This window comes from Streptomyces sp. NPDC015130 (assembly GCF_043080005.1).
Taxonomy (GTDB): Bacteria; Actinomycetota; Actinomycetes; order Streptomycetales; family Streptomycetaceae; genus Streptomyces.
In genome coordinates this window covers 1-25,817 of record NZ_JBIBVC010000020.1, presented here as the reverse complement: position 1 = coordinate 25,817, position 25,817 = coordinate 1, and the positions used below count along the sequence as shown (strand labels likewise).

Below are 25,817 nucleotides of genomic sequence, written 5' to 3'. Positions count from 1 at the left end.
CCGCGGAGCACGGCGGACACATCGCCCGATCGGATCAGCCGATGGTCACACCGCCGTTCACCCCCCGGGTCCCGCCGGAACGCGGAGGCGCGGTCAGGACGCGAACGGGCGGGCCGGCCAGGGCGCCTCCGCCGGCCGCAGCGCCTCGACGCCGTCGCCCGCGCGCGCGGCGGCCAGCGACAGGACGCCCACCACCAGGCAGTTGTTGTGCAGCTCACCCGCGAGGACCCCGCGCACGAGCTCCGCGAGCGGGACCCGCGCCAGCTCCATGTCGGCCTCCTCCTCGGAGACCTCGAAGCGCTCGCCCTCCGCCTCCGCGATGTCCCGGGCGAGGAAGATCCGTACGGCCTCGTCACAGCCGCCCGGGGTCGTGTACACGTCGGTCAGGACCCGCCAGTCCCCGGCCTTGACGTGGGCCTCCTCGTACAGCTCGCGCTGGGCGGCGTGCAGCGGGTTCTCCCCGGGCACGTCGAGGAGTCCCGCGGGGATCTCCCACAGCTTCTGCCGCACCGGGTGCCGGTACTGCTTGAGCAGCAGGACCCGGTCCTGCTCGTCCAGGGCCAGGACGGCCACCGAGCCGGGGTGGACCTGGTAGTCGCGGCGGGCGACCGTGCCGTCCGGCATCACCACGTCGTCCGTGCGGACACTGGTCTTCTTGCCCTGGAAGGGGGTCGTCGTCGCGACGACCCGCCACTCCTCCGGGGTGTCCTGCAGCTCCATCTGGGTCCTCCCACGTACGCGCACACACGAAAACCGGGGTACGCGTCCGCAAGGACCCGTACCCCGGCAACGTTAACGCCGACCGACGACAGCGCCGGTTACTTCGCGGGCTTGCCCGTCTTGCGCTCGACGGCCGCCTTGACCAGGCCCGCGAAGAGCGGGTGCGGGCGGGTCGGGCGGGACTTGAGCTCCGGGTGCGCCTGGGTGGCGACCAGGTAGGGGTGGATCTCGCGCGGGTACTCGACGAACTCGACGAGCTTGTTGTCCGGGGAGGTGCCGGAGAAGACCAGACCGGCCTTCTTCTCCAGCTCCGCGCGGTACGAGTTGTTCACCTCGTAGCGGTGACGGTGGCGCTCCTCGACGTAGGGCTCGTCGCTGTAGGCCTCGCGCACGACGGAGCCCTCGGCGAGCTTCGCCGGGTAGAGACCGAGGCGCATCGTTCCGCCCAGGTCGCCGGCGCCCTCGACGTACGCGAGCTGCTCCTCCATCGTGGAGACGACGGGGTGCGCGGTCGCCGGGTCGAACTCGGTGGAGTTGGCGTCCGGGATGTCCGCCAGGTTCCGCGCGGCCTCGATGACGATGCACTGGAGGCCGAGGCAGATGCCGAGCAGCGGCACCTTGTTCTCGCGGGCGTACTGGATCGCGCCGATCTTGCCGTTCACACCGCGGTCGCCGAAGCCGCCGGGGATGAGGATCGCGTCGACGTCACCGAGCTGCTTCTTGGCGCCGGCCGGCGTCTTGCACTCGTCGGAGGTGACCCACTTGACCTTGACCCGGGCCTTGTTGGCGAAGCCGCCGGCCCGCATGGCCTCGGTGATCGACAGGTAGGCGTCGGGCAGGTCGATGTACTTGCCGACGAGCGCGACGGTGACCTCGTGGTCGGGGTTGTGGACGCGGTCCAGCAGGTCGTCCCAGGTGGACCAGTCCACGTCACGGAAGGGCAGGTCGAGCTTGCGGACGACGTAGGCGTCCAGGCCCTCGGTGTGCAGGACCTTCGGGATGTCGTAGATCGACTTGGCGTCGATGGCGGCGACGACCGCGGCCTCGTCGACGTCGCACATCAGCGAGATCTTGCGCTTGATGGCGGTCGGGACCTCGCGGTCGGCGCGCAGGACGATCGCGTCCGGCTGGATGCCGATGTTGCGGAGGGCGGCGACCGAGTGCTGGGTCGGCTTGGTCTTCAGCTCGCCGGAGGGGCCGATGTAGGGCAGCAGCGAGATGTGCACGACGAAGACGTTGTCGCGGCCGACCTCGTGGCGGACCTGGCGGACGGTCTCCAGGAAGGGCAGGGACTCGATGTCGCCGACGGTGCCGCCGACCTCGGTGATGACGACGTCCACGTCGTCCGTCGCCATGCGGCGGATCCGGGACTTGATCTCGTTGGTGATGTGCGGGATGACCTGCACGGTGTCGCCCAGGTACTCGCCGCGCCGCTCCTTGGCGATGACCTGCGAGTAGACCTGACCGGTGGTGACGTTGGCCGAGCCGTCGAGGTCGACGTCGAGGAAGCGCTCGTAGTGGCCGATGTCCAGGTCGGTCTCGGCGCCGTCGTTGGTGACGAACACCTCACCGTGCTGGAAGGGGTTCATCGTGCCCGGGTCGACGTTCAGGTACGGGTCGAGCTTCTGCATCGTGACCCGCAGACCGCGGGCCTTGAGGAGCGCACCCAGGCTGGAGGCGGTGAGGCCCTTGCCGAGGGAGGAGGCGACACCCCCGGTGACGAAGATGTGCTTGGTCGTCGTGGTGTTGGGCGGCATCGCCAAGAGGGGGCTCCCGTGGTCGCGTTCTGGAGGTGCGTACCGGCGTCCCCTCCGGAAGAATCGGGGGGTGCCGTCGCTGCGGTTTCGGGGTCCTCGGCTGTCGCCGTTTCCCACCGGTCCACGGGGTACCAGGGTATCAGCGACATCGGGAGACCGCTTCCGGCCACACGCGGCAGTCGGGTGTTCACGGACGGCTACGGAAGGGGGAGCGGGATCTGTCCGACGGGGGATCGACGTGGTCACGGGCATGTTTCACTCGATCGGAGCAGCGGCGTTACCCGCGTGATCACCGGGTCACTAGGGTGCGACGTATTCTGCTCGGACACAGCCCGCCGAGCAGCCCGGCCATCGGCACCACCCCGCCGGCTCGACCGGACCGAGCGCTCGTCGACGAACCCTTGACCGCTGACACCAGCAGACCCGGCTGACACCCAGCCGGCGCATCCGAGCAAGCGCCCCACGGGGCGGACATGGCCGTTCGACTGGAGTGAAGCACGTGGCCGGGCGCATCGAGGATTACGCACTCATCGGAGACATGCAGACCGCCGCGCTGGTCTGCCGGGACGGCAGCGTCGACTGGCTGTGCCTCCCACGCTTCGACTCCCACGCCGTCTTCGCGGGACTGCTCGGCACCGAGGAACACGGGTTCTGGCGGGTGGGTCCCGCCGTGGCCGAGGACGCCGAGGCGCCCCCGGCCGACCGGCGCCGCTACAAGGGCGACTCGCTGATCCTGGAGTCCGAGTGGGACACCCCGCGCGGCACGGTCCGGGTGACGGACTTCATGCCCCCGCGCGACGGCGCGCCGCAGCTCATCCGGATCGTGGAGGGCGTCTCCGGCCGGGTCGCGATGCGCTCCGCGCTGCGGATGCGCTTCAGCTACGGCCGCATCGTGCCCTGGGTCCACAAGGTCGGCGAGCGCACGGTCGCCGTCGCCGGTCCCGACTCGGTGTGGCTCGACGCGGACGCGGAGACCCACGGCGAGTCCCTCACCACGTACTCCGAGTTCACCGTCTCCCCCGGCGACCGCATCACCTTCACGCTCTCCTGGCAGCCCTCCCACAAGGAGCCGCCCGCGCTGCCGGACCCGGCGGGCTCGCTGGAGGCGACCGCCGAGTTCTGGAGCGAGTGGGTCGACCACTGCACCTACCACGGCCCCTACCGGGAGGCCGTGGTCCGCTCCCTGATCACGCTGAAGGCGCTGACGTACGCGCCGACCGGCGGGATCGTGGCCGCGCCGACGACCTCGCTGCCCGAGGAGATCGGCGGCGTCCGCAACTGGGACTACCGCTACACCTGGCTGCGGGACGCGGCGATCACCCTCTCCTCGATGCTGCGCACCGGCTACCGCGAGGAGGCCCGCGCCTGGCGGGACTGGCTGCTCCGCGCGGTCGCGGGCGACCCGGAGAACCTCCAGATCATGTACGGCATCGCGGGCGAGCGGGAGCTCGGCGAGGCGGAGCTCGACTGGCTCCCGGGGTACGAGAACTCCGGCCCGGTCCGGGTCGGCAACGGCGCCGCCAACCAGCTCCAGCTGGACGTCTACGGCGAGGTCACCGAGGCCCTCCACCTCGCGCACATGACGGGCCTCTCCCGCAACGACTACGCCTCCCTCCTCCAGATCAAGCTGATCAACTACCTGGAGAAGCACTGGGACCAGCCCGACGAGGGCATCTGGGAGGTCCGCGGCCCGCGCCGCCACTTCACCCACTCCAAGGTGATGGCCTGGGTGGCCGTCGACCGCACGATCAAGCTCATCGAGTCCGGGGACGCCGACGGCCCGCTGGAGCGCTGGCGCGAGCTGCGCGACGAGATCCACCGGGACGTCTGCGAGAAGGGCTACGACAAGGAGCGGAACACCTTCACGCAGTCGTACGGCTCCCAGGAGCTGGACGCCTCGCTGCTGCTGATCCCGCAGATGGGCTTCCTGCCGCCGGACGACAAGCGGGTCATCGGCACGATCGAGGCGATCCAGCGGGAGCTGTCCACGGAGGACGGCTTCGTGCTGCGCTACCCGACGGCCGGCGAGGAGGCCGGCGTCGACGGCCTGGAGGGCGACGAGGGCGCGTTCCTCGCCTGCTCCTTCTGGCTCGCGGACGACCTGGCGATGATCGGCCGCGTGGACGAGGCCCGGACGCTCTTCGAGAAGCTGCTCTCCCTCCGCAACGACCTCGGGCTGCTCGCCGAGGAGTGGGACCCGCGGCTCCAGCGCCAGGTGGGCAACTTCCCGCAGGCCTTCAGCCACGTCCCGCTGATCGACACCGCGCTGCGCCTGACGGCCAGCGGGGCGTACGGCGGCTGAGCCCCGGCCGCCGGAAGCACGGCGGCTGGAGCGCGGAGCAGGGCCCTCCGGAATACCCTGAGAGGGTCCTGTCCCCCGTACGAAAGGGGGGCTCCCATGGCTCCCCATGTCTCCGAAAGCGCCCTGGCCGGACTGGTCGAGGACCTGGCCGGCGAGGTGATCACCCCCGGCGGTCCGGGTTACGACGAGGCGCGTGCCCTGCACAACGGCATGATCGACCGGCGTCCGTCGGTGATCGCCCAGTGCGCCACCCAGGCCGACGTGTCCAACGCGATCCTGTTCGGCCGCGAGGCCGAGCTGCCGATCGCGGTGCGCGGCGGCGGGCACAGCGTCGCCGGGACCTCGATGATCGACGGCGCGCTGGTCGTCGACCTCCGCCGGATGCACGCCGTGGTCGTGGACCCGGAGGACATGACGGTGCGGGTCGAGGGCGGGGCGACGATGTCCCACCTGGACCGGGCGTGCCAGCCGTTCCACGTGGCGACCACCGGTGGCCGGGTGTCCACGACCGGCGTGGGCGGCTTCACGCTGGGCGGCGGCTCGGGCTGGCTGGAGCGGAAGTTCGGGCTGGCCAGCGACAACCTGCTCGCCGCCGACCTCATCACCGCCGAGGGCAAGCACGTCCACGCGGACGCGGAGGAGAACCCCGAACTGTTCTGGGCGCTGCACGGCGGCGGCGGCAACTTCGGGGTGGCGACCTCGCTCACGATGCGGCTGCACGAGCTGCCGGAGATGAGCATGGCGATGCTGTTCTTCCCGCCGGCGGTGGCCGCCGAGGTGGTGCGGACCTACCGCCGCCTCGTCGAGTCCGCACCCGACGGCGTGGGCGGCGGGGTCATCTACTTCCCCGCACCGCCCGAACCGTTCGTCCCCGAGCACCTCGTCGGCGAGCTGCTCTGCGGCACCCTCTTCACGTACGCGGGTCCCGTCGCCGAGGTCCGGGAGCTCGTGGCGCCGCTGTTCGCGCTGAAGCCCGTGATCGAGATGGTCACGGACCTCCCGTACGCCGACCTCCAGTGCATGCTCGACGACCCGCCGGGCCTGCGGAACTACTGGTCGGCCGAGTACCTCGACGAGCTGCCGGACCCCGCGGTGGACGCCTTCTGCGCCCGCGCGGAGCTGATCCCGCCGCCCACCGCCTGCCAGCACGTGCTGTTCCCGCTGGGCGGCGCCGTGGCGGCCGGGCCGTCCGACCACCCGATTCCGTGGCGTACCGCGCCCTGGGGCGTCCACCCCTTCGCGACCTGGGTCGACCCGGCCGACGACGACCGGGCGATCCAGTGGGTGCGGGACGTGCGGGCCGACATGAGGCCGTGGTCGACCGGAGCCGTGTACCTGAACTTCATCGGCTCCGAGGGCGAGGGACGGGTCGTCGAGGGCTTCGGCGCCGAGAACTACCGGCGCCTGGCCCGGGTCAAGGCCTCCTACGACCCCGACAACGTCTTCCGCCACAACCACAACATCGCGCCGGCCGACTGAGGTTCACCGCAGGGCGGCGATCACCTCCCTGGCCGCCCGCTCGCCCTCCGTGGCCCCGCCCTCCATGAAGCCCTGGAAGTCGTAGCTGCAGTGCTCGCCGCCGATGTGGACGTTGCCCTGGGCCCTGCCCTCGTATCCCGCGTACCGGTGGAGGTAGCCGACGGGCCAGCAGGAGTACGCGCCGAGGGCGTGGGGGTTCTTGTGCCAGGCGGAGAGCTGGGCGCGGCCCGTGTACGTGGCGGAGGTGCCGGGGAAGAAGGCGTCGATGCCGGCCAGGTATCGGGTGACCAGGTTCCGTACGTACGGGTCGGACTCGGTGGAGAACGGCCCGGCCGGGTTCAGGTTCCTGGCCAGGCTGCCGCCGCCGTACTGGATGAGGATGCCGCCGGTGCCGCCCTGGACCTTGGTGGTGTCCCAGGTCTGCTGGACCTCGGAGTCGGTGAAACAGTCTCCGGCGGAGACCCCGGGCCAGGGGCCGGTGCCGCGCCAGGGGCGGGTGCCGAACTGCATGTTGAGCTTGGTGCAGTGGCCCATGCGGGCGTCCCGCAGGAGGTTCCTCATGAGCGGGTCGAAGCCGGCGAGCGAGAGGTCGAGCTGCTGGAGGATCGGCAGCGGGAGGCAGAGGATCGTGTGGTCCGCGGTGACGGTCCGGACGGCGCCGGCCTCGGTGAAGGTCAGCGTCTGGGTGCCGTCGGCGTTGGCCCGTACGGCGGTGAGGGACCAGCCGCGGCGCAGGGTGCCGGCCGTGAGGGCGCCGGCGATGGCGTTCGGGAGCAGGTCGTTGCCGCCGACGATGTGGTAGCGCTCGTTGGAGAGGCCCCAGATGTTGAAGTTGCCCGGATTGGTCTGGTAGCCCATGAGGAGGACGAGGGCGAGCGAGGACTGCTCGGTGGTCTCGGCGCCGTACTCGACGTTGTAGGCGACGTCGATGAACTTGCCGAGCGGTGAGGAGTGGCCGCCGGGGACCCGGGTCTCGATCCACTCGTACACGGACATGTTGTCGAGGGCGGTGCCGGTGGGTGTGGTCTGGTTCCAGAAGACCTCGCCCGCCTCGGAGAGGTCGCGGCGCAACGACTGGTAGACCGCGTTGAAGTCCTCGTCGGCCTGGTGGCGCGGGTAGTAGGCGCCGTCGAACCAGAGGACCTCCTCGGCCCCGTTGGGTCCGCCGCCGAGGAAGTCCTCGACGTCGAGGTCGAAGCGGCGGCAGAGTTCCAGGATCTTCTTGTGGCTGGTGTCGATCAGCTCTCCGCCGATCTCGGAGGTCTGGCCGTAGGCCCAGTGGCCGCGCTGGGTCCACATGCGGCCGCCGACGCGCGTGGGGTTCGCCTCGTAGAGGACGGGGCTGAGGCCCGCGTCCTGGAGGGTGAGGGCGGCGGTGAGGCCGGAGATCCCGGCGCCGACGACGGCGACCCTGGCGGTGGTCTTGACGGGCGGGGACGGGGTGGCGGCGCGGGCGGTGGCGGCCCCGCCGAGACCGGCGGCGCCGACGGCGACACCGGCGGCGGCCGCGTACGTGAGGAGGGCGCGGCGCCCGAGGGCGTCGGTCCTCATGCCTCTGAGCTCGTCGACGGGGACGCCGAGGCGCCGGGCGTGGGCGTGCTCGGCGGCGAGGCGCTTCAGCAGGTGCATCGGGTTGGTGCGTGCCATGGAGCGCTCCTTGGGTAAGGGGAATCGGCTCTGCGGTACGACGGGAGTGCGGGGTCCGGGGTGGTGCGAGGGACGTGCGGGTCCGGGGCCGGTGGTGCGAGGGACGTGCGGGTCCGGGGCCGGTACGGCGGGGATTCAGCTCTGCGGTACGGCGGCGGGGGCGGGGGCCGCCTCGGCGGGGCGCTCGGCCGCGTCCTCCAGGACGATCCGGCCGATGATCTCGTAGCGCTCGGGCCGCTTGGCCCTCAGGTAGAAGCCGAGGCCGAGGCCGCCGAAGAAGACCAGGCCGACGATCCACGGGATCGCCTTGAAGAAGAGGGAGTCGGCGGCGAGCCCGGCCGCGGTCTCCATGTTGACGATCAGCAGGACGACGACGGCGATCATGCCGATGCCGCCGAGGAGCGGTGCGGTGAGGGTCCTGAACCAGTGCCGGTCCTCGGGGTGGTTCTTGCGGAAGTAGCCGATGACGGCGAAGGAGCAGAGGGTCTGGACGATGAGGATCGCCATCGTGCCGAGGATCGCGAGCAGGGTGTAGAGGTGGATGTAGGGGTCCTGGCCGGTGAGCCAGAAGGCGCCGACGAGACCGACGGCGATCGCGCTCTGCACGTAGGAGGCGATGTACGGCGAGCCGTGCCGCGCGTGGGTGCGGCCGAGCGCCGGGTGGAGGAATCCCTCGCGGCCGATCGCGTACAGATAGCGCGAGGCGCACTGGTGGAAGGCCATGCCGCAGGCGAAGGAGCCGGTCAGCAGCAGCCACTGGAAGGCGTCGACGGCCCAGGCGCCGATGAAGGACTGGGTGGGCGCGAAGAACAGGTCGAGCGGGCTGGCGGACGCCGACAGCTTCACGGAGCCGGCGAGGCCGTTCCCGGCGATCGTCATCCACGACACGTAGATGTAGAAGAGCCCGACGCCGATGACGGAGATGAGGGTGGCGCGCGGGATGACCCGCTTCGGGTCGCGGGACTCCTCCCCGTACATGGCCGTCGACTCGAAGCCGACCCAGGACCAGAAGGCGAAGAAGAGCCCGAGCCCCGCCGAGGTGCCGGTGAAGGCGTTGACGGGGTTGATCGGCTCGACCGGGATGCCCTCGGGTCCGCCGCCGGCGATCAGGACGGCGGTGGCGACCGCGAAGAGGACGGCGATCTCCGCGATGAGCATCACGCCGAGCGCCTTGGCCGTCAGGTTGATGTCGAAGTACGAGAGGACGGCCGTCACGGCCAGCATGACGGCGGCGTACAGGATCCAGGGGATGTCGACGCCGAGCTGGTCGGCGACCGTCGTCTTGGCGAAGTACGCGAAGACGCCGACGATCGAGGCCTCGAAGACGATGTACGCGAGGACCGCGAGCATCCCGGAGGCCATGCCGGCGATCCGGCCGAGGCCGTGCGAGATGTAGCCGTAGAAGGCACCCGCGGCCGTGATCCGCTTCGCCATGGCGACGTAGCCGACGGAGAAGACGGTCAGGACGAGCGTCGCGAACAGGTACCCGGCGGGTGCGCCGGTGCCGTTGCCGAAGCCGACGGCTATGGGAAGGTTTCCGGTCATCGCGGTGATCGGGGCCGCGGTGGCCACGGCCATGAAGACGACGCCGACGAGACCGACGGAGTTGGCCTTCAGCCGGTGGACCTCTGGGGTGGGGTTCTCTGCCATGGCGCGAGAGCATCCTCGCGTGTGACACAGGCCACAATCGACATCGGGTCGCACAATTCCCGCCATGGGGCGACGAGTTGTCGCCCCGATGTACGAAGTGTCCGGTGCCGTGACCGTGCGGTGATGTCACCGGAACACGGACGCGCGGTAGCGTCCGGCCCCATGGACAATCAGGGCGGGATCACCGTGCAGCGGGCGCTCGAACTCCCGGGGCTGCGCAGCGGGCTCCCGGAGGTCGTCGCCGGCGCGGACCGGCTGCACCGCACGGTGCGCTGGGTGCACGCGGGCGAGGTGCCGAACATCGCGTCGCTCCTCAAGGGCGGCGAGCTGCTGCTGACCACGGGCCTCGGGCTCGGGACCCGGCCGGCCGAGCAGCGGGCCTTCGTCCGCCGGCTCGCGGACCGGGGCATCGCGGCGCTCGTCGTGGAGCTCGGACCGCGCTTCGCCCGCCTCCCGGCGACGATAGTGGAGACCGCGCGGGCCGCCGGGCTGCCCCTGGTGCAACTGCACCGGGAGGTCCCCTTCGTGGCCGTCACGGAGGAGATCCACACCGAGATCGTCAACGGCCACTACGCACTCCTCCGGCAGGCCGAGGAGGTCCACCGGCAGTGCACGGAGGCCCTGCTCGGCGGCGGCGGGGTCCCGCAGGTCCTGCGCATCCTCTCCGACTTCGCCGCGAACCCGGTCTTCCTGGAGACCGCCGACGGCCAGCTCCTGTACGCGGCGGGCACCGAGTCCGGCCCCGCCGACCCGCTCCAGGTCTGGGACGGCCTGCGCGGCCAGCGCGCGGCCCGCGAGTCCGGCCCGCCCACCGGCACGGTCCTCGTGGACGTGCCGGGCGGCGGGCCGGGTACGGGTTCGGTCCGGGCCCGGCTGGTCCTCCTGGCGGTCTCCGGCGCCCTCTCCCCCGTCCACCGGATGGCGGCCGAGCGGGCGGCGGGCATCCTCGCGGTGGTCCTCATGCAGGCGCGTCAGGAGGAGGAACTCGCCGCGCGCGGCCGGGGCGACTTCCTGACGGACCTGGCGGAGGGCCGGATCACGGCCGAGGCGGCACCGGCCCAGGCCCGCGTCCTCGGCTTCAAGCCGGGCGAGGGCCCGCTGCTGCCGGTGGTCATGCGCCTGGCCTCGGAACTCTCCCCCTCGGGCAACTGGGCGCTCCTCGCCCGGGCGGTCCTCGAAGAGCTCTCCTCCGTCGGAGTCCCGGTCCTCCTGGGCGTCCGCCCGGTCGAGGGGCGGGTCCCGCTCCTCCTGGGCCTGCGCTCGGAGTCGGAGCGCACGGCCGTCGCGGACCGGGTCGCGGCGGCGCTCCGCGCGGGCGTGGAGCGAGCGGGCCTGGAGCGCGCGGGCGTCCACCCGCCCGTGGTCGTCGTGGGCGTCGCCGGAAGCTGGGCGGCGGCCTCGGCGGGCCTGCGGCACGCGGCGGAGACGGCGACGGCGGCGCAGGGCCTCTCGGACCGGCCCTGGTACGACGCGCGGCGCCTCGACATCGACCTGCTGCTGTGGCGGCTGCGCGACCATCCGGACCTGGCGGCCTTCGTGGACCGTGCGATCGGCCCGCTCCGTGACCACGACCGCGCCTCGCGCCCGCCGCTGCTCCCGACCCTGGAGACGTACCTGGCGCACGCGGGCCGCAAGGCGGAGACGGCCCGCGAGCTCCATCTCAACCGGCAGACCCTCTACAACCGCCTGGCCCGCATCTCCGAACTCCTGGGCACGGACCTGGACGACCCCCAGACGGTCCTGGCCCTCTCCCTGGCCCTGAGAGCCCGCCGCCACACGACGTAGGAGCCGGGTCCACCCCACCCGATTCGCGGCCACCCGTCCATGCACCCCTGCCGGTTCGTGCCCACCACCGGCCCGCTCCGGCCCACAGCCCCCGGCAGGGTTTCGGGAAGGGGCGGGGTGGAGTGGGGTGGGGTGGGGTGGGGTGGGGCGGGATGGGGGAAACCCCCCCGCCCTCCCTACCTGCGCCCCGCCAACTCGTCGTACACGCTCAGCACATGCGCGATCGTCTGGTCCTCCGTCGGCCACGTCCCCGCCTGCACCCGCCCCGCCGCCGCGAGGTCCATCCGCCGGTCCGCGTCCTCCAGTAGCCCCCGCACCGCCCGCGCGAGCGCCACCGAGTCCCCGTACGGCACGAGTTCCGCCGCGTCCCCGACGAGTTCCGGCACTCCGCCGACCGCCGTGGCGACCAGCGGCACACCGAGCCGCAGCGCCTCCTGCGCGAGCAGGGACCGGGCCTCCCGGCGTGAGGGGAGGACCGCGACGTCCGCGGCGGCCAGCAGCTCCGCGACGTCGTCGCGCCGCCCGATCAGCCGCACCGAGAGCCGCTCCGCGGTGATCCGCCGCTGCAGCGCGGCCCGTTCGCGCCCCTCGCCCGCGATGACGAGCAGCGGCTGCGGGTCGAGGTCCCGCCAGGAGCGCGCCGCGTCGAGCAGCGTCCCGTACCCCCGCCCCCGTTCGAGCGCTCCGACGGCCATCAGCAAGGGCCGGTCGACCGCGCCCAGTTCGGCCCGGGCCTTGCCGTCGTGGAGGCAGACGGGCCCGCGCGCGGCCGGGACGGTGACGGGCGCGAGCCGGGCGTCCCGGGCCCCGCGCCGCCGCGCCCGGTCGACGAGCTCGGACGACGTGCCGAGGACGACGGACGCGGCCCGCACGGTCCTCCGCTCCAGGAGCCGCTGGACCCCGCCCCGGGCCCCGTCCAGGTGGTTCCGGCTGTGCCAGGTGGTGACGAGCGGGGTGCGCCCGCCGCCGGAGCCGGGCCGGCCGAAGCCCGATCCGCCGAGGCCGGTTCCCCCCGGCCCCAGCCCCCCGGAGGAGGCCCCGCAGGACGGCGCGGACAGCGCGAGCGTGGCCCGGACGGAGGCCTGGAGCCCGTGCGCGTGGACCACGTCCGCGCCGATGCAGGCGTTACGGAGCGCGGTGACCGTCGCGGGGTCGCCGAGGCGCGGCAGGGGCACGAAGTGCGCCCCGGCGCCGAGGTAGTCGTAGAGACGGTCGAGTTCCGCCGGGGCGCACACGGTCACCCGCACGCCCCTCGCCACCAGCCCCGAGGCGAGTGATCGGACGTGAGAGCTGCTGCCCGCGCTGCCGCCGCCCAGCACTTGGACCGTACGGAGCTGTGTCACGCGCCCAAGGATGCCAGCCCGTACCGCCGACCGTACGCACGTTCCGGCACCCGAAACGGCGTCGTTCCCTTGTACGGAGGGCGTCCGCCGTTCGGACCCGCCCCAGGGTTCACCCTCCCGGGTGAGCGCGCGAGGCGGCCTCGCGCTCCCCCCACACCGCGGCGGCCATCAGTCCCACGGCGTGCGCGGCGAGCCCGAACCGCCCGTTACCGGCGGCGATCGCGCCGCCGACGGCCGCGCCGAGGGCGTGCGCGCCGGTGTCACCGAGCATGGTGCGCTCCCCCAGATCGTCCCCGAGGACCGCCGCGGCGGCGCCCATCGGGGCGGCGGCGCTCGACCCGCGGAGCAGCCCGGGCGCGCCGAGCGCGAGCACGGCCAGGCCCGCCCGCCCGGGGCGTACGTCCACGAGGTTCACCAGGTGGGCGGTGCCGGCGATGACGATCCCGGCGAGGACCTTGTCCACGGGCCGCTCCTTGAGCAGCGCCCCGGCCGCCAGCGAGGCCGCGCCGATACCGAGGAGCTTGACGGACCCGCTGGTCACCTCGCCCTCCCGCAGGGCCGCCAGGTGCGCCCGGAAGCCGCGCCGGTGATCGCCCCTCACGTCGTCGTACGCGCCGCACGCGGCGGCGGCCAGCACGGCGAACGCCACGGGCCCGCTGCCGCTGCCGGCCGCCGCCCCGAGGGCGGTGGCGGGCCCGGCGTACAGGTCGACGGCACGCCCGGCGTGGTTGGTCCGCGTCCACGGGCCACCGGCCGGCGAGGAACCGCCCACCGCCCGGCGCAGCCCCTCGTACGCGGCCCGGGTCACCCCGGCGGCGGTCCCGAACGAGGCGAGACGCCTCACCCGTCCGCCCGGGCCGTCGCGAGCAGCTCCTCCGCGTGCGCCCTGGCCGTCTCGGAGTCCTCCTGGCCGGCGAGCATCCGGGACAGCTCCCGGACCCGCTCCTCGCCCTCCAGGACGGTGACACCGGACCGGGTCACGGAGCCGTCGTTGGTCTTCTCGACGAGCAGCTGCCGGTCGGCGAAGGCCGCGACCTGCGGAAGGTGGGTGACGACGACGACCTGTGCCGTCCTGGCGAGCTTGGCGAGCCGCCGCCCGATCTCCACGGCCGCCTTGCCGCCGACGCCCGCGTCGACCTCGTCGAAGAGGTACGTGGGCACGGGGTCGACCCCGGCGAAGACGACCTCCACGGCGAGCATCACGCGGGACAGCTCACCGCCGGACGCGCCCTTGGCGATGGGCCGCGGCGGCGCGCCGGGGTGCGGGGCGAGCAGCAGCTCGACCTCGTCGGCCCCGGACGGGCCGTAGGCGACCCGGCGGCCGCCGACCTCCACGCCCTCCTCGTCCTCGGTCTGGGCGATGGCGAAGGACACGCGCGCGTGCGGCATGGCGAGCGAGGCGAGCTCGGCGGTGACCGCGGCGGCGAACCGTTCGGCCGTCTCCGAACGGGCGTCGGTGAGCCGCTGTGCGAGCACCGACAGCTCGTCGCGCAACCGGTCGCGCTCGGCGGTCAGCTCGTCGACGCGGTCGTCGTCGCCGTCCAGCTCGCCGAGCCGGGCCGCGCTCTCCTCGGCCCAGGCGAGGACGGCGGCGATGTCCTGGCCGTACTTCCGGGTGAGCTGGGTGAGGACCGCGCGTCGCTCCTCGACGGCGGCGAGCCGCAGCGGGTCGGCGTCCAGGTCGTCGGCGTATCCGGCGAGCTCCCCGGCCACGTCGCCGAGCAGGATGGAGATCTCCCCCATCCGGTCGGCGAGCGAGGCGAGCGCCTGGTCGTGGGAGCGTACGGCCTCCAGGGCCCGGCCCGCGCCCGCGACGAGGGTCGTCGCGTCGACGGCCTCGGGGTCCTCGGGATCGCCCGCGAGCGCGCCGTGCGCGAGCGCGGCGGCGGAGGCGAGGGCCTCGGCGTGCCCGAGCCGTTCCGCCTCGGCGGCGAGTTCGACGTCCTCCCCGGCGCGCGGGGCGACGGCCTCGATCTCCCCCAGCCCGAAGCGCAGCAGATCGGCCTCCTGGGCCCGTTCCCGGGCCCGGGTGGTGATCTCCTCCAGCTCGACCGTGACGGCCCTCAGCCGCTTGTACGCCTCGCCGTAGGCGGCGAGCGGTACGGCGACGGCCTCACCCGCGTACCGGTCGAGCGCGCCGCGCTGCCGGGCGGGCTTGAGCAGGCCCTGCTGGTCGGTCTGGCCGTGGACGGCGACGAGCTCGTCGGCGAGCTCGGCGAGCAGCCCGACGGGCACGGAGCGCCCGCCGAGGTGGGCCCGTGAGCGTCCTTCGGCCGAGACGGTGCGGCTGACGAGGAGCACGCCCTCGTCGAGCTCCGCCCCAGCCTCCTCCGCGCGTACGGCGGCGGGCGCGCCCGCGGGCACGCTGATCCGTCCCTCGACGACGGCCGAGGCCGCGCCGATCCGCACCAGGGCCGGGTCGGCCCGTCCACCGAGCAGCAGGCCCAGACTGGTCACGACCATGGTCTTGCCCGCGCCGGTCTCACCGGTCACCGCGGTGAAGCCGGGCGACAGCTCGACCACCGCGTCGTCGATGACCCCGAGCGACCGTATCCGCATCTCCTCCAGCACGCCCCAGACCATACGAGGTTTCTCCGGTCCGATGCGACATCGCCCCGGCCGTAACTCTCCGGCGCGCCGATCGTTCGGGACCGCCGGAGGGACCGGGGAGCGGTCGATCAGTGCGGAGCGCCCCGCCAGCCCGACACAGGGAGGGCGAACTTGGCGACCAGCCGGTCCGTGAAGGAGGCGTGGTGCAGCCGGGCCAGCCGGACGGGCACGGCGCCCCGCCGCACCTCGACCCGCGCACCCGCCGGGAGCTCCACGGTCCGCCGCCCGTCGCACCACAGCACGCCGTGCGGGGTGTGCGGCTCGACCTCGACGGTGAGGACCGACTCGGGGGTGGTGACGAGTGGTTTGGCGAAGAGCGCGTGGGCTCCGATGGGGACCATGAGCAGGGCCTCGACCTCCGGCCAGACGACCGGTCCGCCCGCCGAGAAGGCGTACGCCGTGGAGCCGGTCGGTGTCGCGCAGATCACCCCGTCGCAGCCGAAGCCGGTCACCGGGCGGCCGTCGATCGCGAGGACGACCTCCAGCATCCGCTCCGGGGAGACCTTCTGGACGGCCGCCTCGTTGAGCGCCCAGTCGCGGTGCAGGACGTCGCCGTTCTCGTACACGACGACGTCGAGCGTCATGCGCTCCTCGACCTCGTACGCCTTCGTCACGACCCGGTCGACGACCTTGTCGAGGTCGTCCCGCTCGGCCTCCGCGAGGAAGCCGACCCGGCCCAGGTTGACGCCGAGCATCGGCACCCCGGAGGCGCGGGAGAACTCGGCGCCGCGCAGCAGCGTGCCGTCGCCGCCGAGGACGACGAGGAGCTCACAGCCGTCGAGGGCGTCGGAGCAGGCCTCCGGGACCTTCTCGACGGACGGCGGCAGCGGCAGGTCCGAGGCCTCCGCCTCCAGGACGCGGACGCCGATGCCGCAGCGCAGCAGCCCCAGGACGACCAGTTCGGCGCTGCGCACGGCGGCGGGCCGGCCCGTGTGCGCGAGCAGGAAGACGGTGCGTGATGTTCCCGATGGTGCTGCTGTCGAGCTCAACTAGGTCCCTCCGCCACGGCGCGGTCCACATCCGCCGGATCCAGCGCGGGCGCGCCTGCCCGCAGCCACAGAAAGTACTCGACGTTCCCGGAGGGGCCGGGCAGCGGGCTGGCGGTGACGCCGAGGACACCGAGTCCGAGCTCGGCGGCGCGCCGGGCCACGTTCTTCACGGCGTCGGCGCGGAGTTCGGGGCTCCGTACGACTCCGCCGGTCCCGAGCCGCTCCTTACCCACCTCGAACTGCGGTTTCACCATCAGGACGAGGTCCGCGTCAGGGGCCGTGCACGCCGCGAGGGCGGGCAGGACGAGGCCGAGCGGGATGAACGACAGGTCGCCGACGACGAGGTCGACCGGGACGCCGTCGATGGCGTCGAGTGTCAACTCGCGTACGTTCGTCCGGTCCTTCACGGTGACGCGCTCGTCGCTCTGCAGCGACCAGGCGAGCTGTCCGTAGCCGACGTCGACGGCGACGACATGGGCGGCGCCCGCGCGCAGCAGGACGTCGGTGAAGCCGCCGGTGGAGGCCCCGGCGTCCAGGGCGCGCCGGCCCTCGACCCGCAGGCCCTGGGGCACGAAGGCCTCGAAGGCCCCGGCGAGCTTGTGGCCGCCGCGCGAGACGTAGTCGGGATCGGAGTCGTCCTGGACGACGACGATGGCCGCGGCGGTCTCGACCTGGGTGGCGGGCTTGGTGGCAACGGTCTTGCCGACGGTCACCCGGCCCGCGGCGATCAGCTGGCTGGCGTGCTCGCGCGAGCGCGCGAGTTTGCGCCGTACCAGCTCGGCGTCGAGACGGCGGCGTGCCACTCCTGCCACGTTCGGTTCAGCTCCTGTTGTCGTGCGGACGGGGGGCGGGATGCGCGTCGAGCGAGGTCAGCTCGGCGCGCAGTCCACGGTGTACATCCTCGTACACCTCCAGGTGTCCGTCGGCCGGGAGGTGGTCCACCTCGGCGAGACGCGCCAGGTGGGCGTCGACGGCGGCGTGGCCGGTGAGCTCCCGGGCGACGCCGAGCGGAGCGGGCGCGGCGGGCTCGTGGTCCTCGACGGGCCCCGCCTCCCGCTCCTCGACGGCCCGCGCGGGCTCTCGCTCGTCGGGCCCCGGCTCGGTCGTCGCGTCGTTCATCCCCCGACGCTATCGCGAAGCCCTGGGGTACGGTCGACGGCGATGGCGACGATCACTGAGTGCCGTGGCGCACTCGACAGACTTTCGGACAGCTTCGCGCGGGCGGACGGCGACGTGCGGAGCGCGGCCGCGCTCGACCGCACCCTGAGCTGCCACATCACGGACCTGGACACGACCTTCACCGGCCGTCTCGCGGACGGCCGGATCGAGGTCGTGGACACGGTCCCGGGCCCGCCGCCGTGGAAGGCGCAGATCCGGCTCGCGATGACCGGCGACGACCTGCTGGCGATGGTGGGCGGCGAGCTGAACTTCGCGAAGGCCTGGGCCTCCGGCCGGGTCAGGCTGGAGGCCGGCTTCCGCGACCTGCTGAAACTGCGCTCGCTCCTGTAGGGAGTGTAGGGAGCGCCCTGCCGTCAGGCCGGGCTCGCGGCCACCTCGGCTGCCTCGGCCCGCTTGGCCCGCGCCTTGCGCCCGGCCGGCACGACGAGCGGCGTACCGGTCTCCGGGTCCTCGATGACCTGGCAGCGCAGCCCGAAGACCCGCTCGACGAGCTCGGCGGTGACGACCTCGGACGGCGGGCCCTCGGCGACGACCTCGCCGCCGCGGACGGCGATGAGGTGGGTCGCGTACCGGGCCGCGTGGTTGAGGTCGTGCAGGACGGCGACGAGCGTCCGGCCCTGCGTCTCGTGCAGCTCGGCGCAGAGGTCGAGGACGTCGATCTGGTGCTGGATGTCGAGGAAGGTCGTCGGCTCGTCGAGGAGCAGCAGCGGCGTCTGCTGGGCGAGCGCCATGGCGATCCAGACGCGCTGGCGCTGTCCGCCGGAGAGCTCGTCGACGTACCGCTCGGCCAGTTCGGCGACGCCGGTCGAGGCCATCGACTCCTGCACGATCCGCTCGTCCTCCGGCGACCACTGGCGCAGCAGTCCCTGGTGCGGGTAGCGGCCGCGGGCGACGAGGTCGGCGACGGTGATGCCGTCGGGCGCGATCGAGGACTGGGGCAGCAGGCCGAGGGTCTTGGCGACCTTCTTGGCGGGCAGCGAGTGGATCGAGGCGCCGTCGAGCAGGACCTGCCCCTCGGCGGGCTTGAGCATCCGGGAGAGGGCGCGCAGCAGGGTCGACTTGCCGCAGGCGTTGGGCCCGACGATGACGGTGAAGGAGTTGTCGGGGATCTCGACGGACAGCTCGCGGGCGATGACCCGCTGCTCGTACGCGAGGGTGACCGATTCCGCGCTCAGACGCTGCTTCTGCCGACCGGTCATTCCCGTACTCCTGTTGTCCTTGTTCGTGGTCATATCCGGCCCGCCTTGCGTTCGGTGACGAGCAGCCAGAGCAGATAGCAGCCGCCGAGGATGCCGGTGACGACGCCGACGGGGAGCTGGCGCTCGCCGAAGGCGTTGGTGGCGACCCAGTCGGCGCTGAGCAGCAGTGCCGAGCCCATGAGGGCGGAGGCGGCGAGGTTGGGGCCGGGCGCCCGGGTCAGCCGGCGGGCCAGCTGGGGCGCGCTCAGCGAGACGAAGACGATCGGCCCGGCAGCGGAGGTGGCGACGGCGACGAGCACCACGGCCGAGGCCATCAGGACGATCCGGGTCCGCTCGACCTTCACCCCGAGGGCGTACGCGGCGTCGTCGCCCATCTCCAGCATGCGCAGGGCCCGGCCGTGGCCGAGGACGAGCGGCAGCAGGACGCAGCAGACGGCGAACAGCGGCCAGAACCGGGACCAGTCACGGCCGTCGAGGGAGCCGGTCATCCACACGGTGGCGCGGGTCGCGTCCACCAGGTTGGCCTTGGTGATCAGGTAGTGGATGACGGAGGTGAGCATGGCGGCGGCGCCGATGCCGACGAGCACGAGCCGGTAGCCGTGCACCCCCTTCTTCCAGGCGAGCAGGTAGATCGTCACACCGGTGACGAGCCCGCCGACGACGGCCCCGCCGGCCGCTGCGGCGGCGCTGCCCTGGAAGAGGACGATGACGGTGAGAGCGCCGACGGTGGCGCCCTGGCCGAAGCCGATGACGTCGGGGCTGCCCAGCGGGTTGCGGGAGACGGACTGGAAGACGGCCCCGCCGACGGCGAGCGCCGCGCCGACGAAGACGGCGACGAGGACCCGCGGCAGCCGCAGGTCCATGACGGCGAACTCCTGGACGACGGTGCCCTTGCCCAGGAGCGTGTCGACGACCTCGGCGGGCGTCATGGGGAAGTCCCCGGTGCCGATGAGGACGACGGCGACGGCGACGGTGAGCACGATCAGGCCGAGGACGGAGAGCGCGGCCCGGGGCTCGTACCGTACGGAGAGCCCGCCGCCGGCCCGCAGGGTCTTGGTGGTCACAGCTGGGCCATCCTCTTGCGGCGTACGAGTCGGATGAAGACGGGTCCGCCGATGAGGGCGGTCACGATGCCGACCTGGAGCTCGGAGGGCCGGGCCACGAGCCGCCCGACGACGTCGGAGCCGAGCAGCAGGACCGGTGCGAGGACGGCCGCGTACGGCAGGATCCAGCGCATGTCGGGCCCGGTGATCGCCCGCACCATGTACGGGACCATCAGCCCGAGGAACACGATGGGCCCGCAGGCCGCGGTGGCGGCTCCGCACATCAGGGTGACGGCCACCATGGCGACGACCCGGGTCCGGTTGATGTTCGCACCGAGGGCCCGGGCGGTGTCGTCGCCCATCTCCATCGCGTTCAGGGGGCGCGCGATGAGGAGCGCGAGGACGGCCCCGGTCAGGATGAAGGGGGCGACCTGACGGATGGTCGCCATGTCGGCGGAGGCGAGCGAGCCGACCGTCCAGAACCGCATCCGGTCGAGGGCAGCGGAGTTGAGCAGCTCGACGGCGTTGACGTACCCGTAGAGCGCGGCGGTCGCGGCGGTGCCGGCGAGCGCCAGCCGCACGGGGGTGGCGCTGCGGCTGCCCCCCAGCAGGTAGACGGCGACGGCCACGACGGCGGCGCCCACGAAGGCGAACCAGACGTACTCCTCGACGTCGACGACCCCGAAGAACGCGATGGCCGAGACGACGGCCGCGGCGGCGCCCGCGTTCACCCCGAGCAGTCCGGGCTCGGCGAGCGGATTACGGGTCAGCCCCTGCATCACGGCCCCGGACAGCCCGAGGGCGAGCCCGACGAGCAGCCCGAGGAGGGTGCGGGGGACGCGGACGTCGTGGATGACGACGTCGTTGCCCACGCCGCTGTTCTCGAACAGCCCGTGCCACACGTCGCCGAGCGGCACCGGCTTGGCACCGATCATGATGCTCAGGACACAGACCAGCAGCAGGACCGCGACGGCCACCACCAACCCGACGGCACGCACGGAATTCCGGCGCGTAGGAGTCGGGGCGGCGGGCGTCGGATCCGCGCTCGCTCGGGAAGGACTCTCAACCAACACGGAGTTAGGTTAGCCTACCCAATTTTCTGCCCCGCGCCGGAGCGGCACCCGCACCCCACCCTCACCGGCCCGCCCGCGTCACATCCCCAACAGGGCGAGCGCCTTCCCCGCATCCGCCCCGCACACCCCGTCCCCGGCGGCCGACCACGCGGCCCCGCACAGGGCACGCACCCCGTCCATCACATCCGTCACGTCCGCACCCGCGCCGGGCACCGACTCCAGCACCAGCTCGCCCCCGCTCACCGACGCCCGCCACGCCCCGCAGACCACGACTCCCCCCGCCCCCTCGACAACCTCCGGCTGACCCACCAGCAGCCCCCGCAGATCCGCCGCCACATACGTCGGCCGGTGCTCCGGCACCGCCGTCAGCAACTGCGCCACATCCGTCACCCCGGTGAGGACGAGCAGCGAGTCCACGCCACCGTTGAACGCGCCCTCGATGTCCGTGTCCAGCCGGTCCCCCACCACCAGCGGCCGCGCGGCCCCCGTCCGCAGCACCGTCTCCCGGTGCATCGGCGGCAGCGGCTTCCCCGCGACCTTCGGCTCCGCACGGCCCCCGGAGGCGATCCGCACAACCTCCACCGCGGCCCCGTTCCCCGGCCCGATCCCCCGCGCGCCCGGAATCGTCAGGTCGGTGTTCGAGGCGTACCACGGCACCCCCCGCTGCACCGCGTAGGCCGCCTCGGCGAACCGCCCCCACGGCAGCTCCGGCCCCCCGTACCCCTGGACGACCGCCGCCGGCTCGTAGTCCGCCGACTCCACCGGCACGAGACCCCGCTCGCGCAGCGCCACCCGCAGCCCCTCGCCCCCGACGACCAGCACCCGCGAACCCGGCGGCACCTCCTCCGCGATCAGCCGAGCGACCGCCTGCGCCGAGGTGACCACGTCCCCCGCCACCGCGGGCACGCCCAGCTCGGTGAGGTGCGTCGCCACCTCCTCCGGCGTCCGCAGCGCGTTGTTGGTGACGTACGCCAGGTGCATCCCGCCCTCGCGCGCCACCCCGAGCGCCTCCACGGCGTACGGGATGGCCTCCCCGCCCGCGTACACGACACCGTCCAGGTCGAGGAGCGCCGTGTCGTACGCCGAGCCCAACGCCACCGCGCTGCTCCCCGGAAGCCTCCTGCCGCCACCGTCGTGCCGCTCCTGGCCGTTCCGCACCGTCACCGCTCACTCCTCGCCTCGCCGGGTGAATCCGCCCCGCTCCCCCGATCATCGCTCATGCCCGCGCACACATACGATGTCGAGATGAACACCTCAGGTCACGCGGCCGACGCTGTCCGCGACGACGACGCAGGACTGCGTCTGGCCCCGTTCCGCGGACTCCGTTACGTCCCCGAGCGGGTCGGCAGCCTCGCAGCCGTGACGTCCCCTCCCTACGACGTCGTCGTACGACCTGACGGACTCCTCCATCTGGAGTCGGCCGACCCCCACAACATCGTCCGGCTGATCCTCCCGCAGGCCATCACCGCCGGCACCCGCCACCGCAAGGCCGCCGTCACCCTCGACCGCTGGCTCGCCGACGGCGTCCTCGCCCCGGACCCCGAACCCGCGCTCTACGTGTACGAGCAGAGCGGCGACGGCATCCTCCAACGCGGCATCATCGGCGCCCTGGAGCTCTCCACCCCGGACGAGGGCGTGGTCCTCCCCCACGAGGACGTCATGCCGCACGTGGTCGAGGACCGCGCCGCCCTCATGCGGACCACGGCCGCCAATCTGGAACCGCTGCTCCTCACCTACGTCGGAGAGGACGACGGCGGCGCCGACGCCGTCATCGAGCGCGCCGTGCAGCGCGAGCCCCTGCTCTCCACCACCACGGAGGACGGCTTCCAGCACCGCCTCTGGGCGGTCACCGACCCGGCCGAACAGGCCGCCGTCGCCGAGGAACTCGGCCGCCACCAGGCCCTCATCGCCGACGGCCACCACCGCTGGGCGACCTATCTGCGCCTGCGCGAGGAGCACACCGCTCCCGGCCCCTGGAACTACGGCCTGGTCCTCCTCATCGACACCGCCCGCTACCCCCTGCGGGTCCGCGCCATCCACCGCCTCCTCAACCGCCTGCCGGTCGCCGACGCCCTGGCGGCCCTCGGCGACTCCTTCCGGGTCCGCCGGATCGAGCGCCCCCTGCCGATGGCGCTGGAGGCCCTGGCCGACGCGGCGGCCGAAGGCAACGCGTTCCTCCTCGCGGGTGACGGCGCCTTCCACCTCCTGGACCGCCCGGACCCCACCCTCCTCGACCGGACGATCCGCGCGGACCGCCCGGAGACCTGGCGCACCCTGGACGCGACGGTCCTGCACTCCACTCTTCTGGAGCAGCTCTGGCACATCCCGGACGCGCCCGAGGACATCGCCTACATCCACGACACCGAGGCCGCGGTCGCCCAGGCGGAGCGCCGCGGCGGTACGGCCGTCCTCATGCATCCGGTACGGGAGGAGGTCGTACGGGACCTGGCACGGCAGGGCGTGACGATGCCCCGCAAGTCGACCTCGTTCGGCCCGAAGCCCGCGACAGGCCTGGTCCTGAGAAGCCTCGCGCTGGACTGATCCCGGAAACGCGAAAGGGCGGTACCCCGAGGGGTACCGCCCTTCTCACATCCTCAAAGGATCAACGGTCGTCGCCGTCGACGTCCTGGACGTCCTCGACGTCCGAGTCGCCCTCGACGTCGTCGACGTCGTCGATGTCGTCCTCGACGTCCACAGCGTCCTCGACATCCGAGTCGCCCTCTTCGACGTCGCCCTCTTCGAGGTCGTCCTCGTCCTCGTCGGAGTCGTCGAAGGCGTCCACGAACTCGATGCCGTCCAGCTCGGCGAGCCGGTCCGAGGCGTCCGTGACGCCGTCCTTGTCGGCCTCCAGGGCCTTGGCGAACCAGTCCCGCGCCTCGCCCTCACGCTCGGCGGCGAGCAGCGCGTCGGCGTAGGCGTACCGCAGGCGCGCGGTCCACGGGTGAACGGCGCCGGACGCCAGCTCGGGGCTCTGCAGCGTCACGATGGCGGCATCCAGCTGGCCCAGGTCACGACGGGCGCCGGCGGCCACGAGCCGCATCTCGACCTGTCCGGCCTTGTCCAGCTTCTGCACCTCGGGCTCGCCGGCCATCGCCAGCGCACGCTCGGGGCGGCCCAGGCCCCGCTCGCAGTCGGCCATGACGGGCCACAGCTCGACGCCACCGCTCATCCGGCGCGCGGCACGGAACTCGGCCAGCGCCTCGGAGTACTTCTGCGTGGCGTACGCGGCGAAGCCGGCGGCCTCGCGCACGGCCGCGACACGCGACGCGAGCCGCAGGGCGACCCTGGAGTACTCGTAGGCCTTCTCCGGCTCCTCGTCGATCAGCTGGGCGACCATGACGAGGTTGCGCGAGACGTCCTCGGCGAGCCCCTTGGGCAGGCTCATGAGCTCCTGACGCACGTCCGCGTCGATCTCGTCACCGGTGACCTCCGGCGGGATCGGCAGCCGCTTGATCGGCGCGCGGTCGCCCCGGTCCCGGTCACGGTCGTCCCGCCCGCGGAACCCACCGCGGTCGCCACCGTCACGCCGGTCGTCGCGACGGAAGCCGCCACCGCGGTTGTCGCCACCGCGGTCGTCACGGCGGAAGCCGCCACCGCGGTTGTCGTCACGACGGAAGGAAGGCCGCTCGTCACGACGGTCGTCGCGGCGGAAGCCGCCGCCACGGTTGTCGTCCCGACGGTCGTCACGCTGGTACGAGGAGGGCCGCTCGTCACGACGGAACGAAGGCCGCTCATCACGACGGTCGTCACGGCGGAAGCCACCGCCGCGGTTGTCGCCACCGCGGTCGTCACGGCGGAAGCCGCCACCGCGGTTGTCGTCACGACGGTCGTCACGCTGGTACGAAGGCCGGTCGTCGCGACGGAAGCCGCCACCGCGGTTGTCGCCACCACGGCTGTCATCACGACGGTCGTCGCGGCGGAAGCCGCCGCCACGGTTGTCGCCGCCACGGTCGTCACGCTGGTACGAGGAGGGCCGCTCGTCGCGACGGAAGCCGCCACCGCGGTCGTCACGGCGGAAGCCGCCACCGCGGTTGTCGTCACGACGGAAGGAAGGCCGCTCGTCACGACGGTCGTCGCGGCGGAAGCCGCCGCCACGGTTGTCGTCCCGACGGTCGTCACGCTGGTACGAGGAGGGCCGCTCGTCACGACGGAACGAAGGACGCTCATCACGACGGTCGTCACGGCGGAACCCACCGCCACGGTTGTCGCCACCACGGCTGTCATCACGACGGTCATCGCGACGGAAGCCACCGCCACGGTTGTCGCCACCACGGTCGTCACGGCGGAAGCCGCCACCGCGGTTGTCGTCACGACGGTCGTCACGCTGGTACGAGGGCCGGTCGTCGCGACGGAAGCCGCCACCGCGGTTGTCGCCACCACGGCTGTCATCACGACGGTCATCGCGACGGAAGCCGCCACCGCGGTTGTCGCCACCACGGTCGTCACGGCGGAAGCCACCGCCACGGTTGTCGCCACCACGGTCGTCGCGGCGGAAGCCACCGCCGCGGTTGTCGTCACGACGGAACCCGCCACCGGAACCGCCGCCACGGTTGTCGTCACGACGGAAGCCGCCACCGCGGCTATCGCCACCGCGGTTGTCGTCACGACGGTCGTCACGGCGGAAGCCGCCACCGCGGTTGTCGTCCCGACGGTCATCGCGCTGGTACGAAGGCCGGTCGTCGCGACGGAAGCCGCCACCGCCGCCCCGGTTGTCGTCACGGCGCGGCCCACGGAAGCCGCCCCGGTCGCCACCGCCACCATCGTTGCGACGCGGCTCGCGCTCCGGACGGCCGTCGGGAGAGTTGGTGGACATGTGGGTGACTCCTGTCTTCGGGTACTGCAGTCATTCTCGCGCAGCCGGCACTCAGCCGCGCATCGGGAAAATCAAGCAAAAACAAAAGGACCCCTGGTCCCAGCGTGAACGCTGGGACCAGGGGTCCTGAAATATTGTTCGGCGGCGTCCTACTCTCCCACAGGGTCCCCCCTGCAGTACCATCGGCGCTGAAAGGCTTAGCTTCCGGGTTCGGAATGTAACCGGGCG

21 protein-coding genes and 1 rRNA gene are annotated in these 25,817 nt (G+C 72.8%); 5 read left to right on the top strand and 17 right to left on the bottom strand.

Features of this window, described 5'->3' with window-relative positions; all coding sequences use genetic code 11:
* Window positions 1–93 precede the first annotated feature (93 nt).
* Both ACF08F_RS31930 and ACF08F_RS31925 read right to left on the bottom strand, forming a co-directional pair.
* Window positions 94–720 carry an NUDIX domain-containing protein gene (locus ACF08F_RS31930; protein ID WP_392302007.1) on the bottom strand — a complete coding sequence of 209 codons (627 nt, stop codon included), beginning with the start codon at window positions 718–720 and terminating at the stop codon, window positions 94–96.
* Between the two features lie 98 nt (window positions 721–818).
* A complete protein-coding gene (locus ACF08F_RS31925; RefSeq protein ID WP_392302123.1) occupies window positions 819–2,477 on the bottom strand; it encodes a CTP synthase in 1,659 nt (552 codons plus the stop codon).
* Window positions 2,478–2,976: 499 nt separating this feature from the next.
* On the opposite strand from ACF08F_RS31925, the gene ACF08F_RS31920 reads away from it, so the two are divergent.
* On the top strand, window positions 2,977–4,779 hold the full coding sequence (locus ACF08F_RS31920) for a glycoside hydrolase family 15 protein (RefSeq protein ID WP_392302006.1): 1,803 nt from the start codon (window positions 2,977–2,979) through the stop codon (window positions 4,777–4,779).
* Window positions 4,780–4,875: 96 nt separating this feature from the next.
* On the top strand, window positions 4,876–6,258 hold the full coding sequence (locus tag ACF08F_RS31915) for an FAD-binding oxidoreductase (RefSeq protein ID WP_392302005.1): 1,383 nt from the start codon (window positions 4,876–4,878) through the stop codon (window positions 6,256–6,258).
* Window positions 6,259–6,261: 3 nt separating this feature from the next.
* Here ACF08F_RS31915 and ACF08F_RS31910 read toward each other — a convergent pair whose 3' ends face one another.
* A complete protein-coding gene (locus ACF08F_RS31910) occupies window positions 6,262–7,905 on the bottom strand; it encodes a flavin monoamine oxidase family protein (RefSeq protein ID WP_392302004.1) in 1,644 nt (547 codons plus the stop codon).
* 135 nt (window positions 7,906–8,040) lie between these two features.
* Entirely contained in the window at window positions 8,041–9,555 is a 1,515-nt protein-coding gene (locus ACF08F_RS31905; RefSeq protein WP_392302003.1) for an APC family permease, read from the bottom strand.
* A 162-nt stretch (window positions 9,556–9,717) separates the two neighbouring features.
* Here ACF08F_RS31905 and ACF08F_RS31900 point away from each other — a divergent pair, with 162 nt between their 5' ends.
* Window positions 9,718–11,340 carry a PucR family transcriptional regulator gene (locus tag ACF08F_RS31900; RefSeq protein WP_392302002.1) on the top strand — a complete coding sequence of 541 codons (1,623 nt, stop codon included), beginning with the start codon at window positions 9,718–9,720 and terminating at the stop codon, window positions 11,338–11,340.
* A gap of 176 nt (window positions 11,341–11,516) precedes the next feature.
* Here the strand turns inward: ACF08F_RS31900 and ACF08F_RS31895 are convergent, their stop codons facing one another.
* From ACF08F_RS31895 to ACF08F_RS31870, 6 genes are all read right to left on the bottom strand, one after another.
* Complete coding sequence (locus ACF08F_RS31895) at window positions 11,517–12,683, bottom strand: glycosyltransferase family 4 protein (protein ID WP_392302001.1); 1,167 nt, start codon at window positions 12,681–12,683, stop codon at window positions 11,517–11,519.
* Window positions 12,684–12,792: 109 nt separating this feature from the next.
* Window positions 12,793–13,527, bottom strand: a complete 735-nt coding sequence (locus ACF08F_RS31890) for a hypothetical protein (protein WP_392302000.1) — start codon at window positions 13,525–13,527, stop codon at window positions 12,793–12,795.
* Window positions 13,524–15,266: a DNA repair protein RecN gene (recN, locus tag ACF08F_RS31885; protein WP_392301999.1), complete on the bottom strand. Its 1,743-nt coding sequence runs from the start codon at window positions 15,264–15,266 to the stop codon at window positions 13,524–13,526. Before recN ends, ACF08F_RS31890 begins: the two co-directional genes overlap by 4 nt.
* A 95-nt stretch (window positions 15,267–15,361) precedes the next feature.
* Window positions 15,362–16,282, bottom strand: coding sequence for an NAD kinase (locus ACF08F_RS31880; RefSeq protein ID WP_141297291.1), 921 nt, complete (start codon window positions 16,280–16,282; stop codon window positions 15,362–15,364).
* Window positions 16,279–17,094, bottom strand: a complete 816-nt coding sequence (locus ACF08F_RS31875; protein WP_189509537.1) for a TlyA family RNA methyltransferase — start codon at window positions 17,092–17,094, stop codon at window positions 16,279–16,281. The genes ACF08F_RS31880 and ACF08F_RS31875 overlap by 4 nt, the downstream gene beginning before the upstream one ends.
* A 7-nt stretch (window positions 17,095–17,101) precedes the next feature.
* Window positions 17,102–17,401, bottom strand: a complete 300-nt coding sequence (locus ACF08F_RS31870; protein ID WP_392301998.1) for a hypothetical protein — start codon at window positions 17,399–17,401, stop codon at window positions 17,102–17,104.
* A 42-nt stretch (window positions 17,402–17,443) separates the two neighbouring features.
* Here ACF08F_RS31870 and ACF08F_RS31865 point away from each other — a divergent pair, with 42 nt between their 5' ends.
* Entirely contained in the window at window positions 17,444–17,791 is a 348-nt protein-coding gene (locus ACF08F_RS31865; protein WP_392301997.1) for an SCP2 sterol-binding domain-containing protein, read from the top strand.
* A 23-nt stretch (window positions 17,792–17,814) separates the two neighbouring features.
* On the opposite strand, the gene ACF08F_RS31860 is transcribed toward ACF08F_RS31865, so the two are convergent.
* From ACF08F_RS31860 to ACF08F_RS31845, 4 genes are all read right to left on the bottom strand, one after another.
* On the bottom strand, window positions 17,815–18,660 hold the full coding sequence (locus ACF08F_RS31860) for an ABC transporter ATP-binding protein (protein ID WP_392301996.1): 846 nt from the start codon (window positions 18,658–18,660) through the stop codon (window positions 17,815–17,817).
* A gap of 29 nt (window positions 18,661–18,689) precedes the next feature.
* On the bottom strand, window positions 18,690–19,724 hold the full coding sequence (locus tag ACF08F_RS31855) for a FecCD family ABC transporter permease (RefSeq protein WP_392301995.1): 1,035 nt from the start codon (window positions 19,722–19,724) through the stop codon (window positions 18,690–18,692).
* Window positions 19,721–20,680, bottom strand: a complete 960-nt coding sequence (locus ACF08F_RS31850; protein WP_392302122.1) for an iron chelate uptake ABC transporter family permease subunit — start codon at window positions 20,678–20,680, stop codon at window positions 19,721–19,723. Before ACF08F_RS31850 ends, ACF08F_RS31855 begins: the two co-directional genes overlap by 4 nt.
* Window positions 20,681–20,854: 174 nt before the next feature.
* Window positions 20,855–21,940, bottom strand: coding sequence for an HAD hydrolase-like protein (locus ACF08F_RS31845; protein WP_392301994.1), 1,086 nt, complete (start codon window positions 21,938–21,940; stop codon window positions 20,855–20,857).
* 81 nt (window positions 21,941–22,021) lie between these two features.
* Between ACF08F_RS31845 and ACF08F_RS31840 the strand changes: the two genes are divergently transcribed.
* Complete coding sequence (locus tag ACF08F_RS31840) at window positions 22,022–23,317, top strand: DUF1015 domain-containing protein (protein ID WP_392301993.1); 1,296 nt, start codon at window positions 22,022–22,024, stop codon at window positions 23,315–23,317.
* Window positions 23,318–23,378: 61 nt separating this feature from the next.
* Here ACF08F_RS31840 and ACF08F_RS31835 read toward each other — a convergent pair whose 3' ends face one another.
* The 3 genes from ACF08F_RS31835 to rrf form a co-directional block, all read right to left on the bottom strand.
* Window positions 23,379–24,176, bottom strand: coding sequence for a hypothetical protein (locus tag ACF08F_RS31835; protein WP_392301992.1), 798 nt, complete (start codon window positions 24,174–24,176; stop codon window positions 23,379–23,381).
* The gene (locus ACF08F_RS31830) at window positions 24,158–25,528 is read right to left on the bottom strand and encodes a hypothetical protein (RefSeq protein ID WP_392301991.1); all 1,371 of its coding nucleotides are present in this window, start codon (window positions 25,526–25,528) and stop codon (window positions 24,158–24,160) included. The genes ACF08F_RS31835 and ACF08F_RS31830 overlap by 19 nt, the downstream gene beginning before the upstream one ends.
* Window positions 25,529–25,725: 197 nt before the next feature.
* Window positions 25,726–25,817, bottom strand: a 5S ribosomal RNA gene (rrf, locus tag ACF08F_RS31825); the annotation flags it as partial.

What these genes read in the sequence shown, in the direction of transcription:
- ACF08F_RS31930 (WP_392302007.1), bottom strand. Translation starts at nt 720, where the DNA reads ATGGAGCTGCAGGACACCCCGGAGGAGTGGCGGGTCGTCGCGACGACG.
- ACF08F_RS31925 (WP_392302123.1), bottom strand. Translation starts at nt 2,477, where the DNA reads ATGCCGCCCAACACCACGACGACCAAGCACATCTTCGTCACCGGGGGT.
- ACF08F_RS31915 (WP_392302005.1), top strand. Translation starts at nt 4,876, where the DNA reads ATGGCTCCCCATGTCTCCGAAAGCGCCCTGGCCGGACTGGTCGAGGAC.
- ACF08F_RS31910 (WP_392302004.1), bottom strand. Translation starts at nt 7,905, where the DNA reads ATGGCACGCACCAACCCGATGCACCTGCTGAAGCGCCTCGCCGCCGAG.
- ACF08F_RS31905 (WP_392302003.1), bottom strand. Translation starts at nt 9,555, where the DNA reads ATGGCAGAGAACCCCACCCCAGAGGTCCACCGGCTGAAGGCCAACTCC.
- ACF08F_RS31900 (WP_392302002.1), top strand. Translation starts at nt 9,718, where the DNA reads ATGGACAATCAGGGCGGGATCACCGTGCAGCGGGCGCTCGAACTCCCG.
- recN (WP_392301999.1), bottom strand. Translation starts at nt 15,266, where the DNA reads ATGGTCTGGGGCGTGCTGGAGGAGATGCGGATACGGTCGCTCGGGGTC.
- ACF08F_RS31870 (WP_392301998.1), bottom strand. Translation starts at nt 17,401, where the DNA reads ATGAACGACGCGACGACCGAGCCGGGGCCCGACGAGCGAGAGCCCGCG.
- ACF08F_RS31865 (WP_392301997.1), top strand. Translation starts at nt 17,444, where the DNA reads ATGGCGACGATCACTGAGTGCCGTGGCGCACTCGACAGACTTTCGGAC.
- ACF08F_RS31860 (WP_392301996.1), bottom strand. Translation starts at nt 18,660, where the DNA reads ATGACCGGTCGGCAGAAGCAGCGTCTGAGCGCGGAATCGGTCACCCTC.
- ACF08F_RS31840 (WP_392301993.1), top strand. Translation starts at nt 22,022, where the DNA reads ATGAACACCTCAGGTCACGCGGCCGACGCTGTCCGCGACGACGACGCA.